The organism is Arthrospira sp. PCC 9901 (genome assembly GCF_059013425.1).
Genome location: NZ_CP102296.1, coordinates 5,143,097 through 5,156,235 on the forward strand (window position 1 = coordinate 5,143,097; position 13,139 = coordinate 5,156,235).

General features: G+C 46.4%; 14 protein-coding genes and 1 pseudogene. 5 read left to right on the forward strand and 10 right to left on the reverse strand.

The window, feature by feature from the left end:
- The first annotated feature begins 5 nt into the window (after positions 1-5).
- Positions 6-196 (forward strand): annotated as a pseudogene (locus tag NLZ44_RS22865) (DUF2442 domain-containing protein).
- Positions 197-319: 123 nt separating this feature from the next.
- Positions 320-484 (forward strand): UPF0175 family protein, encoded by a 165-nt coding sequence (locus NLZ44_RS22870; protein WP_493751265.1) that lies wholly within the window; start codon positions 320-322, stop codon positions 482-484.
- Between the two features lie 75 nt (positions 485-559).
- On the opposite strand, the gene NLZ44_RS22875 is transcribed toward NLZ44_RS22870, so the two are convergent.
- On the reverse strand, positions 560-1,384 hold the full coding sequence (locus tag NLZ44_RS22875; protein ID WP_493751266.1) for a Uma2 family endonuclease: 825 nt from the start codon (positions 1,382-1,384) through the stop codon (positions 560-562).
- 149 nt (positions 1,385-1,533) lie between these two features.
- Entirely contained in the window at positions 1,534-2,295 is a 762-nt protein-coding gene (locus NLZ44_RS22880; RefSeq protein ID WP_493751267.1) for a Uma2 family endonuclease, read from the reverse strand.
- Here NLZ44_RS22880 and NLZ44_RS22885 point away from each other — a divergent pair.
- Together NLZ44_RS22885 and psbA are read left to right on the forward strand one after the other, a co-directional pair.
- Positions 2,279-2,440, forward strand: coding sequence for a hypothetical protein (locus tag NLZ44_RS22885; RefSeq protein ID WP_493751268.1), 162 nt, complete (start codon positions 2,279-2,281; stop codon positions 2,438-2,440). The genes NLZ44_RS22880 and NLZ44_RS22885 overlap by 17 nt on opposite strands.
- A gap of 118 nt (positions 2,441-2,558) precedes the next feature.
- On the forward strand, positions 2,559-3,638 hold the full coding sequence (gene psbA, locus NLZ44_RS22890) for a photosystem II q(b) protein (RefSeq protein WP_048894885.1): 1,080 nt from the start codon (positions 2,559-2,561) through the stop codon (positions 3,636-3,638).
- Between the two features lie 55 nt (positions 3,639-3,693).
- Here psbA and NLZ44_RS22895 read toward each other — a convergent pair whose 3' ends face one another.
- Together NLZ44_RS22895 and rnc are read right to left on the reverse strand one after the other, a co-directional pair.
- A complete protein-coding gene (locus NLZ44_RS22895) occupies positions 3,694-4,773 on the reverse strand; it encodes a Gfo/Idh/MocA family protein (RefSeq protein ID WP_187758066.1) in 1,080 nt (359 codons plus the stop codon).
- Positions 4,766-5,506, reverse strand: a complete 741-nt coding sequence (gene rnc, locus NLZ44_RS22900; protein WP_111890739.1) for a ribonuclease III — start codon at positions 5,504-5,506, stop codon at positions 4,766-4,768. The genes NLZ44_RS22895 and rnc overlap by 8 nt, the downstream gene beginning before the upstream one ends.
- 281 nt (positions 5,507-5,787) lie before the next feature.
- On the opposite strand from rnc, the gene cysK reads away from it, so the two are divergent.
- On the forward strand, positions 5,788-6,756 hold the full coding sequence (gene cysK, locus NLZ44_RS22905) for a cysteine synthase A (RefSeq protein WP_006621989.1): 969 nt from the start codon (positions 5,788-5,790) through the stop codon (positions 6,754-6,756).
- A gap of 67 nt (positions 6,757-6,823) precedes the next feature.
- On the opposite strand, the gene NLZ44_RS22910 is transcribed toward cysK, so the two are convergent.
- From NLZ44_RS22910 to NLZ44_RS22935, 6 genes are all read right to left on the reverse strand, one after another.
- Positions 6,824-7,969: a Sll1247 family protein gene (locus NLZ44_RS22910; protein WP_493751269.1), complete on the reverse strand. Its 1,146-nt coding sequence runs from the start codon at positions 7,967-7,969 to the stop codon at positions 6,824-6,826.
- Between the two features lie 186 nt (positions 7,970-8,155).
- Complete coding sequence (iscB, locus tag NLZ44_RS22915; protein ID WP_493751270.1) at positions 8,156-9,427, reverse strand: RNA-guided endonuclease IscB; 1,272 nt, start codon at positions 9,425-9,427, stop codon at positions 8,156-8,158.
- 550 nt (positions 9,428-9,977) lie between these two features.
- Positions 9,978-10,775 (reverse strand): tetratricopeptide repeat protein, encoded by a 798-nt coding sequence (locus NLZ44_RS22920; RefSeq protein ID WP_493751271.1) that lies wholly within the window; start codon positions 10,773-10,775, stop codon positions 9,978-9,980.
- Positions 10,776-10,941: 166 nt separating this feature from the next.
- Positions 10,942-11,079, reverse strand: coding sequence for a photosystem II reaction center protein K (locus NLZ44_RS22925; protein ID WP_006617292.1), 138 nt, complete (start codon positions 11,077-11,079; stop codon positions 10,942-10,944).
- 101 nt (positions 11,080-11,180) lie between these two features.
- Positions 11,181-12,293: a tRNA guanosine(34) transglycosylase Tgt gene (gene tgt, locus NLZ44_RS22930; RefSeq protein WP_006670746.1), complete on the reverse strand. Its 1,113-nt coding sequence runs from the start codon at positions 12,291-12,293 to the stop codon at positions 11,181-11,183.
- A 45-nt stretch (positions 12,294-12,338) separates the two neighbouring features.
- Positions 12,339-12,788, reverse strand: coding sequence for a hypothetical protein (locus NLZ44_RS22935; RefSeq protein ID WP_006621994.1), 450 nt, complete (start codon positions 12,786-12,788; stop codon positions 12,339-12,341).
- Positions 12,789-13,139 lie beyond the last annotated feature (351 nt).

The following is a 13,139-nucleotide window of genomic DNA, read 5'->3' on the forward strand; positions in this document are numbered from 1 at the left end:
TATTAATGAATAAACGGACTATTACAGTTCCTTTGGCTTGGTTTCCTCGACTATTAAAAGCTACCCCAGAACAGTTAGAAAATGGGTTATTTGTGGCGGCGGTTATGGGATTAGTTGGGAAGAAATTGATGAGGATCTTAGTACCGAAGGATTATTACGCGGTTCTCCCGCGCCTCGGAAGAAAACGCGATTATAAGACAAGAAACCCGGTTTCTTTAACAAACCGGGTTCTGCGTTTCTGGACAATTTCCAGGCTGAAAAGACAAGCCAGATCTCCTCCAGAGGAGTTTCTCCCATTTCAGGTTTGCCGGTTCCAGATTTGGCAGCTATCTATTGGTATCAAAAAAGTAAAATTCCTCACGACAAAGCAGCGCCAATAGCTGGTTTAAATCGTCGCGACTTGCTGAAGGCTTTAATCCGCCAAAAAGTAGATCTATTTGCGATCGACTTTAATCACCTACAAAGGGAACTTGAGCGTGAGTAATTCCTAGCATGGTTGCTGCTCAAGGGGGAACTATGTCTATAAATATTTCAAGTAGATGTTGTGCGATCGCTTCTTTTATAGTTCCTCTGGATCTAAACCCAGCGCGCGCAACCTTTCCGCCAGACGTTCTGCCCTCTGGCGTTCGGCCTCAGCCTTTTGGCGTTCGGCCTCAGCAAGCTGTTGAGCTTGTTCCGCTTTTTGGCGTTCGGCCTCAGCAAGCTGTTGAGCTTGTTCGGCTTTTTGGCGTTCGGCCTCTTCCGGTAACAACACCAAATTACCTTCCGTATCATAAAACCGCAGCCAAATTGCCTCCTCACGGTCTATAGTTCCTGACCAGGTTCCTAGCCAAAAGCCCAAGGTCTCACACCACAGCCAACCTCGCTCATTCGCCTCTAAAAGCTGATAACCTCCCGAACTATGCAAATGCCATCCTTGAAAGGCGTTGGCTTCAAACGGGTCAAATACAAAGTAATCTGGGGTTCGGAATATCTGCTGATAGAGATCCTTTTTCTTTCCTTTATCTACTCTGGCGGTACTGGGAGACATTAGCTCCACAATGACATCTGGGTAGCGACCCCCTTCCTGCCATACTACCCAACCCTGTCGTTCTTTGGTGCCATCTACATCTAACACCGCAAAGAAATCTGGCCCGCGAAAATCTCGGTTCCTAGCTTGTTCGCTGCTATAGTAAATAAACATATTCCCGCCTGTATAGAAATCATGGCGCTCGCTCCAAGCCTGTTGCAATGACCTAATCAGGACGTTCATAGCAATGCGGTGACGGTTACTTTCCAAAGGCTCTCCATCATCAAAAATCAAGTCTGTGGGCGGCATGGGGGGTTCCCATTCCGTTTCGGTAGCAGTTTCGGGGCTAGTATTGGCAGTGAGTTCAACTGACATTTTCGGTTCCCCCGTCTCTCGTATTTCTCAGTTGCTGATGATTATATCCCCAACTTTCCCGATTTGGGGACTGGCTCCCACAGACATTCTCCCACTGGGAAGGCGTTGGGTAAATTACCTAGAAAGTAGATGTTGTGCGATCGCCTCTTTTATAGTTCCTCTGGATCTAAACCCAGCGCGCGCAACCTTTCCGCCAGACGTTCGGCTCGTTGTTCGGCGGCTTCGGCTCGTTGTTCGGCGGATTCAGCCTTTTGGCGTTCAGCTTCTTCCGGTAACAACACTAAATTACCTTCCGTATCATAAAACCGCAGCCAAATTGCCTCCTCACGGTCTATAGTTCCCGACCAAGTTCCCAGCCAAAAGCCCAAGGTCTCACACCACAGCCAACCTCGCTCATTCGCCTCTAAAAGCTGATAACCTCCCGAACTATGCAAATGCCATCCTTGAAAGGCGTTGGCTTCAAACGGGTCAAATACAAAGTAATCTGGGGTTCGGAATATCTGCTGATAGAGATCCTTTTTCTTTCCTTTATCTACTCTGGCGGTACTGGGAGACATTAGCTCCACAATGACATCTGGGTAGCGACCCCCTTCCTGCCATACTACCCAACCCTGTCGTTCTTTGGTGCCATCTACATCTAACACCGCAAAGAAATCTGGCCCGCGAAAATCTCGGTTCCTAGCTTGTTCGCTGCTATAGTAAATAAACATATTCCCGCCTGTATAGAAATCATGGCGCTCGCTCCAAGCCTGTTGCAATGACCTAATCAGGACGTTCATAGCAATGCGGTGACGGTTACTTTCCAAAGGCTCTCCATCATCAAAAATCAAGTCTGTGGGCGGCATGGGGGGTTCCCAGTCCGTTTCGGTAGCAGTTTCGGGGCTAGTATTGGCAGTGAGTTCAACTGACATTTGCGGTTCCCCCGTCTCTCGTGTTTCTCAGTTGCTGATGATTATATCCCAAGCCGCCGATAGTCGCCTGGAACCACAGGCTCTCTCAGGGTTCGACTCGATTATGGTTGAATTGATGATAAGCTCTACTTATGACAGCCATTAAAATAAATGTGGCTCAACCCCTTTACAAACCTTAACAGAGTGTGTCATATTATATACACGGTAGAAAAACAACTGCCGGATAAGTACCTCGAAAACTCAATATAGCAATCATATCCAACATGACTACTACCATTCAGCAGCGCGAGAGCGCCAACGCTTGGGAACGGTTCTGTAGCTGGGTAACATCCACCAACAACCGCCTTTATGTAGGCTGGTTCGGTGTTCTGATGATCCCTACCCTACTAACTGCTACCATCTGCTACATCATCGCTTTTATCGCTGCTCCTCCCGTGGACATTGACGGTATCCGCGAACCCGTAGCTGGTTCTCTGTTGTACGGCAACAACATCATCTCTGGTGCGGTTGTTCCTTCCTCCAATGCGATCGGTCTGCACTTCTATCCCATTTGGGAAGCAGCCAGCTTGGATGAGTGGCTCTACAACGGTGGCCCTTACCAGTTGGTAATTTTCCACTTCCTGGTCGGTGTATTCTGCTACATGGGTCGTGAGTGGGAACTGTCCTACCGCTTGGGAATGCGTCCTTGGATCTGCGTAGCTTACAGCGCACCTGTTGCCGCTGCTAGTGCAGTATTCTTGATCTACCCCATCGGACAAGGTTCTTTCTCCGACGGTATGCCTCTGGGTATCTCTGGAACCTTCAACTTCATGTTGGTGTTCCAAGCAGAACACAACATCCTGATGCACCCCTTCCATATGTTGGGAGTTGCTGGTGTATTCGGTGGTGCTTTGTTCTCCGCGATGCACGGTTCTTTGGTAACTTCTTCCTTGGTGCGTGAAACCACCGAAATCGAATCTCAAAACTACGGTTACAAATTCGGTCAAGAAGAAGAAACTTACAACATTGTGGCAGCTCACGGTTACTTCGGTCGCCTGATCTTCCAATATGCTTCTTTCAACAACAGCCGTTCCCTGCACTTCTTCTTGGGTGCTTGGCCGGTAATCGGCATCTGGTTCACCGCTTTAGGTGTATCCACCATGGCCTTTAACCTCAACGGTTTCAACTTCAACCAATCCGTAATGGACTCCAGCGGTCGGGTAGTTAACACCTGGGCTGATGTCATCAACCGCGCTAACCTGGGTATGGAAGTAATGCACGAGCGCAACGCTCACAACTTCCCCTTAGATTTGGCTTCTGCTGAGTCTGAGCCTGTAGCTTTGGTTGCACCTCAAATCGGCTAATTTATAGCTTGGATTAAATAGAGCGCCTCCCGGTCGGGGGGCGCTTTTTGTTTGTTTAAGTCTCTGAGGAATTATCACGGACGGGGTGAGGGAGTCCTCCTGTTTGTAGAGATTGACTTAAACCCCACAGAATATCGACTAATTCGGCTCCGATTTTACCGGAAGAAATTGGACAGGGTTGATTGGCTTTAACACATTGAAAAAAGCGATCGCATACTTGTTTTAAAGGTTCCCCAGGTTCGACCTGTAAAACTTCCCGACTTTGACCTGCTCCTTTCCAGCCACCATTGACAGGCTCTAAATAGCCGCGTTGTAGGGTTAAAGGAGACTCGGAGGATAATTCATCAAAAATCAATGTTCCTTGGCTTCCGACGACTGCTAAACGGCGCTGTTTGTCAGGATTTAACCAGCATAGATGTAGGAAAACTCGAAAGTTATCGGGGTAAGTGAGGGTAGCTACTACCAAATCAGATAAACCTGGTTTACTATCGGGAAAGGCTGGGGAATTATCCTCGGTTTGCAAAAGACGATCGCCTTGTAGCCAGACAGTTCCGGTGGCTTGTACGGCTACAGGTTTTTGACCCAACCAGGTATTAAAGATAGCAATATCATGAATCGCTAAATCCCAAAGAGCATCAACATCTTGTCGGACAGGTTCTAGGTGAGTGCGGGTAGCATAGCCGTAGCGTAGTTGACCTAAGACACCTTGAGCAAGGACTTGTTTACCCTGGTTAACTACTGGATGGAATAGATAGGTATGATCGACAAATAATTGTCGATTTTGCTGTTGAGCCAGTTCCCAAAGTTCCCAAGATTTAGCGGGGTTTATGGTTAAAGGTTTTTCAGCTAAGACATGATACCCACGTTGTAGCGCGGCTGAAATTAAGTCATAATGAGTGCAGGCGGGAGTAGCGATCGCCACAGCTTGTAGTCCCGGAACTTCCAGAGCCGCCAACCCATGCTCAAACATTTGTTCAGGGTTGAGTGTAAATCGTTCTCCCACAGCTTTTAACTGTTCGGAATTGCTATCAGCTACTGCTATTAACTCAAACCCAGAATGATTTTGAAAGTTTCGGATCAAGTGGACACCCCAGCGTCCTGTACCGAGAACTGCTATTTTAATCGGGTCATTCATTATCTGTTTCTCCTCCATTTTTGGCTACTGATAAAAAAGCCACACGAGCCGCCGCCTGTTCAGCAGCCTTAATAGTTCTACCTGTTCCTGTACCTAATTGTTCCCCCCTCAGCCACACGGAAGCGGTAAACCGCGCTTCATCACCAGCATAACCTGTTTCATTAACTTTATATTGGGGCAAAATTTTATAGCAACTTTGAGTCCATTCTTGGAGAGCAGCCTTATAATTTTGGCGAGCCGGATCATTAAAAATCTCAGTAGCTCGCTCTAGCAGGTGCTGATCTAACCAAGGACGAATTAACTCTAGGGTATTGGTGCTGAGATAAAGTGCAGCCAAAACAGCCTCAAAACAATCTGCTAAACGAGATTCTTCTCCCAGGCGATCGCGGGTAGCACTTCCTCCCACGAGCAAATATCTTCCCAAACCATAGCTATCAGAAATTTCCGCCAGAATGCGATCGCTCACCAAAATAGATCGCACCGCCGCAAACTCTCCCACGGGTGCATTAGGATAGGTTTCTAACAAAAGTTCTGAAGCCACCAGACGCACCACGGAATCACCAACAAATTCCAGTTGTTCATAATTATCCTGAGTGGAAACACTGGGATGAGTTAGTGCCAAATCAAGTAATTGCCATGCAATCTTCTGTTGAGTAGATAATCCCAAGCGTTCAATTAACTTTTCTAACTGATTTTGTCTTTGTGGATGACTAACTCGGTTAAACTTTTGCAACTTTAATTACCTCAAATTTAACTTTTATGGTATCTCCCATCTGTGGATTTAACCATGATTATAACATAATATATCGAGGATATACTAGGTTAATTATGATTAAATTGCCGCAGATATGTGGGCATTCAATTATGGGGAAGTATCAGCAAAAAGCCCCTTATTTTAGCATATATATTGAAAGTTTGACAATTTCTGCTTTCCACACTGGTCAGGTTCACGGTTGACTTTTCTCTGCCCAAATCACTATAGAATTGAGGTTAACTGTAGTTATTGAGATCACCATGCGTATTGCTCACAACATCACAGAATTGATTGGTCGTACCCCTTTGGTACAACTGAATCGAATTCCTCAAGCTGAAGGCTGTTTAGCTCAAATTGTGGTTAAACTCGAAGGGATGAACCCGACAGCTTCAGTTAAAGATCGCATTGGAGCATATATGATCGAAGTTGCGGAACTCGAAGGCTTGATCGCTCCAGGTAAGACTACCCTAGTGGAACCGACATCAGGAAATACTGGCATTGCGTTGGCTATGACAGCGGCGGCGAAAGGCTATGAGTTAATTTTAACGATGCCTGATAGCATGAGTTTAGAACGGCGTTCTATGCTCCGCGCCTATGGAGCTAAATTAGAATTAACCCCCGGTTCTAAAGGGATGAAAGGAGCGATTCAGCGCGCTTATGAACTGGTCGATACGGTTCCCAATACCTATATGTTACAGCAGTTTAACAATTTGGCTAATCCAGAGGTTCACCGCCGCACTACGGCTGAAGAAATTTGGCATGATACGGATGGACGGGTTGATATTTTAATCGCGGGAGTGGGAACCGGTGGTACAATCACGGGGGCGGCGGATGTGCTTAAACAACGGAAACCACAATTAAAAGCGATCGCCGTTGAACCCACTAACAGTCCGGTTCTTTCTGGTGGTGAACCTGGACCCCACAAAATTCAGGGTATTGGTGCAGGATTTGTCCCAGAGGTGCTGAAAGTAGCCCTAATTGATGAGGTAATTACAGTTAGTGATGACGAAGCCTTTAGCTATAGTCGCCGTCTAGCGAGGGAAGAGGGGTTACTATCTGGGATTTCCTCGGGTGCGGCTTTGTGTGCGGCGATTAAAGTGGCTCAAAGACCAGAAAATCGAGATAAGTTAATTGTGATGATTCAACCGAGTTACGGCGAACGTTACCTCAGTACCCCGTTATTCCAAGATTTACATGAGGAACAACAAACCCTGCTAATTAATAATTAATTAAAGGGCTATATTGTTGGTTGGGGGGGAGGGTTGATGATGATTGATTTTCCCTCCCCACTCTAGTCTAGGAAATCTTGAGCGATCGCATAGCGGATGCTCCGAAATGAGTGCTAAAAGCAATATTTAGATTTTCCAGGGACTCAACCAGCCAAACAACTTGGGGTCGTTCAAAATTGCCATAATGCGTAAATAACACAGCGAATCGTTTTTCTAGTTCTCGTTTGGTTTGCCGACATACCAAAACAATTTTTAGCATTAAACCCATGACGTTAGTAACGCCTAGGTTATTGGTGAGGTCAACTAAGACAAAATGCTGAGGTTTTTGGGCGCTTTCAACTACCAAAAAATCGAATAGTCTTTTACAGGTTCCGGCAACTAGACTACTGTTAACGCTATGAGAATCATTGTGGGATAGGGTATCTTTTAGGGTTTGCTCCAGCCGCCTTTTAAAGTAACGGTTAGCATATTTACCATCCATAGAGTTTGTCAAATACTCATATAGCTCCCCTTTAAAAGCATGATATGAACTGGCCTTACTACTCTGTTTCAGAAATAGTTGAGAGGACTCGTTATAGGTGTATCCCCCATCTACTTGTCCGGTAAAGTGGTCAATAGCTTGGCTAAGTTTACGATCGCTCAATAGGGTAGGATTATGGGGAGGATTTACGCCCAATTCCTGGATGGTAGTTTTTTGTTGATAAGTAATGTATTGATACAAGTCGCGATCGAATTTACGTCCCGCCGCCTCCTGCATTTTCCGAATTTGCTGACGTTGATCAATTTCACTATGATCGGTCAAAAAACAATGTTCGTACAGATAGGGATAACGAACAATCAAATTTTCTAGCTTGGGTTGACAATCGGGTTCGGGTTTGGTGCTATCTTTAAAAGCATTAGCGAGCCGACGTAGTGCCTGATATTGGTCAGTTTGCACAAATTTGTAGAGTAATCTACGCAAACGATGAGCGGTCCAGGAAGAGGGTAAAGTAGTCGGTTCTATGAGAAGTAGATCAATCAGTTCTGGAATAGCCCACTGTAGACGGGACTGCTTCTGCCATTGGTTAACCAAAATATAGCAGCAGCGGTTAATTATAAACGGAAAGCGATCGCGGACTGATTCGGAATCAACAATTCTTTCCAAGGCTTCCCAAACTTCCGTGACTTGATATTCCTGGTCACCCAAAAACAGACAACGAAAAGAAGCAAGCATCTCCTGTGGGGATGACACCCCAACCAACTTTTGCAAGTGGTTGTAAAGGAGTTGCTCGTCCAAGGTCGTCTGATGATAGTGGGTGAACCCATAATTCATCACGTAAACCTCTTGGGAGCGTGGAAGCCCCGTGTCTTTAGACCGGGGAGGAAACGCGACAGGGGGACTTTAGTCCCCGTCAATCTTTCAAGCATAGGCGTAACCATCCTTCCTGTGAATGGGTTGGCAGTATTTGTGGCTGATGCCTGCCACCCGTACCGAAGCGGTGGTAATATCAAAACTACCAGACGCACGGCAGAGAACCCGTCCTAGATATGAGCCAATTTTCTTCCCCGCTGTGACCGTAGCCGTCACCATGTCGCCAGTCTGAAAGCCTTTATGAATTTGCCTCCTGGAGCGGTGACGAGTAGGGAATCCGTACTTATTCGTCCCGCACATCTGACGGGTTCCATGCCCCTTTGCTAAAATCAGCAACGGTTTTGAAGTCAGAACTTCGAGTGATTCGACTGGTCCAACACAGGCAGCATCAAGCCAGTGAGCTTTAGGTAGGTTGAGCCTCAGTCGATTGAACTTCGTTTGTCCGCCCGTTCCTGTGGTAACTGGGAGTCCTGTTGCTTTCAGAGCCTTGAACAAGGCCCATCGGGTCGAGTTAACGGCAGCCGCATCTTTAAGGGGTGATTTGGCCTGCCTGAGAAGACGACTCAGGACATCAGGCTGGCCCGATAAAAAATCCCGAATGTCCCCATTGCCTTTGGCTTGATTGCATGAGTGGCAAGCCATCGTCAGGTTAGAAACCCGGTCAGAGCCACCCTTAGACCGAGGCTGGATATGCTCAACTTCAAGTGGTACATTTTGAGCCCCACAGTAAGCACAGGTTCTGCCCCACTTCTCCAACAGGTATTCCCTGACTTCGTAGCCTTGTAATTCTCCCTGCTGATACTCAACACCTGATATCTCAGGGTTTTCCATCAATTGCAGGTCGAACCGTACTAGCTCTTGGGTAATGCGGCCAACTGGGGCAAGTCTAGGAAATCGGTGAACCCAGGTCATTAGAGTATCTACTCGATGCTGCCAGCTGGGAGCTAACCAACCTTCGGGACGAGTCCGATTCAAGAACCGAGCTGGTCGATATCGGGTCTTGCGGTTTCGTCGAGAACGTCGGAGTTGACGACGAGAGAGCAATGCTTCTTTAATCTGCTGTCCTCGGTGCTGCAACTCGGCAGCAAAGATAATATGATTCCCTTGCTTTAAGGCAATTCCAGTGACTTTAGAGCCTGGGTCTAATTTTAGTTCGAGGGGTTCAGGATTAGCGTCAACCTCCTTGTTTAGAATAATGGTGAATGGGTAGCGTCGAAATACCGATGCTTTCCCGGCTTTGAGCAGTGATCGTGCCATCCCTGGCTTGCACGGTGTCAGGGGCTTGCGGTTGGTATCTAAAACGAAAATATGGTTAGACATTGTTGCGTCTGTTCTGATTGCTCGTAACGTTTGCTTCGCTAATGTTCAGAGTCGGTACTTTCCAAATCGCACTGTCTTAACCCCTTAGAACTGTTTAACGATTTGGTTCTAGGGCCTGGAACTAGCACGCATTCCAGGGTAGGAACTTTAACTCTTGCTCTGAACGTAGCCAGTTAAGGCTTAAGCTGGTCAGCTACCTGAAAGCGGGGGGCACGAAGCCCCCGTGCTTCAGCCGGGGGTGCTGACTGACCCTTGAGACTGCCGCGATCAAAACTGATCAAAACTGATAGTTCTGATCAAATCCTTAAAATATGTCCCTAAACCCAGCCCATGACGACAGGAAACCGGGAAAAATGCTATATTATAGATGCGATACTTTGTTTAGTCTCTATGTCTGTCCTGTGGTACAGGAGTCAGACGGACACTAAGGTTAAGTATCTAACACCCGTCTACCCACATTCTAGGCAAAACATAACACCAAGTCTATAAAACTTTGGTAAAATTTGCCGGAAGTTTGTAAAGATTCGGTAAAGGTGTGTGCTAACGGGAATTAATTCTCAAATTTTTCTAAGGTATCGATCGCCTTTTGGTATTTCTCGAAATTACCCAAATCCAGATATAGGTCTGCGGACTTCTGTAGGTCAAAGATAGCGCCTTGGCGATCGCCAATTTGGTAGCGACTGATGGCTCGGTTATAATAAGGTTCCGGGTCTGATGGGTTGATATCAATGGCCTTGTTATAGTCATCAATAGCCCTTTCACGATCGCCAATGCGATAGCGAGCATTCCCGCGCTTAAAATAGGGTGCTGAGTTTCTGGGGTTAAGGCGGATCGCCTCAGTAAAATCATTAATCCCGGTTTGATAATCTTTAAGATTTTCGGAATAAATTAATCCCCGCAGGTAGAAAGCCCGATCATGAGAGGGGTCGAGGCTGATCACCTGGGTAACATCATCAATAGCGGGCCAGTATTGTTGAACTTTGACACGGGCAATGGCACGATTATAGTAGGCATCAACATATTCAGGATTAAGGCGGATAGCTTGGGTAAAATCAGCGATCGCCTCAGTCAAGTTATTGCCGATCCTAAACCTTACCACTCCCCGGTTATAGTAAGCGAGGGCATGGTTACGGTTGAGGCGAATAGCTTGGGTAAAATCAGCGATCGCCCCTTGTTTATCTCCCCGTTGGTAGCGTGCTACACCGCGCTCAAAAAACTCTGTAGCAGTGATTTGACTAACAACCTCTTGAGAAGACCGGGCTACCACAGAGGGGGGAACTGCCTGAGTTAAAACTATAGTTGTCAATACAACAACATACTTGCACAGGGCGATCGCATTAGTAGACATAAGAACTTTATTTCTGAAATCCTGATTAAGACCACCTCAACCTAGCAACATGATGGCATAAGTCCAGTGAAGTTGGCGCTTAATATTGTTACTAGGGGCTATCGGCACGCTAGGCTGTGGGATTTCACGCCTCACTATAGAACCGATAGCCTGAGCTGGTTTGGGCTTATCGGAAACCGACAGCAGCTTGCCACACAAAAGCCAACAGCAGGAAAAAGACGGGAATAACGGGCAAAATATCAACAACCGGGCTAAAAATCGAGTAGGCTTCTGGCAATTTTGCCAATAGCAGTGCTGCTTCCATGAATCAATTAACCTCTTACTAAAATATGGCTTACAGAATTTTAACAAATCTTTGCGACAATTCTCATTTTAGCGATGATTTGTCAGTTTATCGGGCTAGGGTTAGGATTGAACTTGCAAATATTGTGCGAACTCGTCAGTAAAGCGATCGCCCAAAATCGCGTCTCGGATACGGGTAGTAAACCTAATCAGTTCAGTAACATTATGAATACTCAGGAGAGTATAGGCTAAAAGTTCCTTAGCGCGTACCAGATGACTAATATAGGCGCGGCTAAAATTTTGGCAAGTGTAACAAGGACAAGATGGGTCGAGGGGGCGAAAGTCCTCTCTAAATTGGGCATTTTTCAAATTCCAGCGTTCTCCGGCCACCAAAGCCGCCCCATGGCGAGCCAAACGGGTAGGAATGACACAATCAAATAAATCTATACCAGATGCGATCGCCTGTGCCATTTCCCGGTAAGTTCCTATCCCCATCAAATATCTAGGCTTATGGTCTGGCAAAATGGGGGTAGTGACGCGAACCACCATTTCCATTAAATCGGTAGGTTCACCGACACTCACCCCTCCAATGGCATAACCTGGCAAATCAAATTCTACTAATTTTTTAGCTGCTGCCACCCGTAAATCTGGGTAAACTCCTCCTTGTACGATACCAAACAGGGCTGCCTCTGGTCGGTCATGAGCAGCTATGCAGCGTTCTAGCCATCTAACAGTGCGCGCGGTGGCTGCGACCACATCTTCCCTAGAAGCTGGATAAGGGGGACACTCATCAAAGGCCATAATCACATCAGCCCCCAATTGATTTTGTATCTCAATGGAGCGTTCTGGGGACAATTCAATAATTGCCCCATCGTGAGGCGATCGAAACCGTACTCCTGCTTCTGTCACCGTCCGCATTTCACTGAGACTAAAAACCTGAAAACCGCCTGAATCGGTCAATATCGGACCATTCCAGCCCATAAACTTATGTATTCCCCCCGCCGCCGCCACAATTTTTTCCCCTGGTTGTAGGTGCAAATGATAGGTATTGGATAGCACCATTTGAGCGCCGGTATCCAGGAGTTGAGCCGGGGTCAAAGTTTTGACATTAGCCAAGGTTCCCACTGGCATAAATCGGGGGGTTTCCACGATACCATGGGGAGTGACAAAAACTCCTGCCCTCGCGTGAGTGTGAGTGCAGCGAGTCTGTATTTGAAACGAAAATGATTGGGGCATGAAGTCTAACTACAAAACTGAGAAAATCAGATCAATTGATGACAATTAAAAGGGGCAATCATCATCATCAATGGGGGTATCCCAGTTATTTGATAGGACTTGATCCATGACTGCATCAAAGGCGGCGGCTTGTAAGTTCCTGGTCGCCTGGTCTTCTAAAGGATTAGACATAGGAACTAATCGCAGTAGTCGCCCATCTTGCACTAAGTCGAAATAGGTTTCATTATCGGAGGATTGTTTCAGTTCCAGATAATCAAAACTGTAAACATTCAAATACAAAGCATGGTTAGCAATGAGAGTAGCCTGCTGTTGATCCGCAAACACTTCCAGGATCTGACCTTCGCCTTGGCTTTTTACCTGGTTGTCTTGGATATGTATATAACGAACCCGACCGAGGTCAACCAGCAACTTCTGCATATCGCGCTTGTTAACAACGATTCCGGTATCGATAATACATGGAGCAGACACCCTGCAATTTAATTGATCGTAACTCATAGAGCAAAAGCCTCTAGTTTTATAGTTTCTCCTAAACCAAAATCGCCACCTGGACCTTTACCTAGTTAAGCCGATAGTTATAAGGTCAGTTTCACGCAGAGAGTTTAGGACAATTTAGCACCCTAGGTATGACAGATTTTTCGCCTGAACCTTTGACCGTATAAGGCTTAACGAAGCAAGTTTTGAGAAAAACAGAGTAATTTTACTACTTAGATTGTCTCGCCACTTGCATTCTTCTCAAAAATCTACCCATAACCCGGTAGCTGAGATTATATTTCAGCCTGGGTGTGTTGGAGATCTAACTTTATACACAATTGTAGCAAAGGTAGGACTGTGAAAGTCGATCTGATC

Bases quoted from the DNA above. Each gene is read 5' to 3' on its own strand.
- NLZ44_RS22875 (WP_493751266.1), bottom strand. From the start codon at position 1,384: ATGTCAGTTGAACTCACTGCCAATACTAGCCCCGAAACTGCTACCGAA.
- NLZ44_RS22880 (WP_493751267.1), bottom strand. From the start codon at position 2,295: ATGTCAGTTGAACTCACTGCCAATACTAGCCCCGAAACTGCTACCGAA.
- psbA (WP_048894885.1), top strand. From the start codon at position 2,559: ATGACTACTACCATTCAGCAGCGCGAGAGCGCCAACGCTTGGGAACGG.
- NLZ44_RS22895 (WP_187758066.1), bottom strand. From the start codon at position 4,773: ATGAATGACCCGATTAAAATAGCAGTTCTCGGTACAGGACGCTGGGGT.
- cysK (WP_006621989.1), top strand. From the start codon at position 5,788: ATGCGTATTGCTCACAACATCACAGAATTGATTGGTCGTACCCCTTTG.
- NLZ44_RS22910 (WP_493751269.1), bottom strand. From the start codon at position 7,969: ATGCTTGCTTCTTTTCGTTGTCTGTTTTTGGGTGACCAGGAATATCAA.
- iscB (WP_493751270.1), bottom strand. From the start codon at position 9,427: ATGTCTAACCATATTTTCGTTTTAGATACCAACCGCAAGCCCCTGACA.
- NLZ44_RS22920 (WP_493751271.1), bottom strand. From the start codon at position 10,775: ATGTCTACTAATGCGATCGCCCTGTGCAAGTATGTTGTTGTATTGACA.
- NLZ44_RS22925 (WP_006617292.1), bottom strand. From the start codon at position 11,079: ATGGAAGCAGCACTGCTATTGGCAAAATTGCCAGAAGCCTACTCGATT.
- tgt (WP_006670746.1), bottom strand. From the start codon at position 12,293: ATGCCCCAATCATTTTCGTTTCAAATACAGACTCGCTGCACTCACACT.
- NLZ44_RS22935 (WP_006621994.1), bottom strand. From the start codon at position 12,788: ATGAGTTACGATCAATTAAATTGCAGGGTGTCTGCTCCATGTATTATC.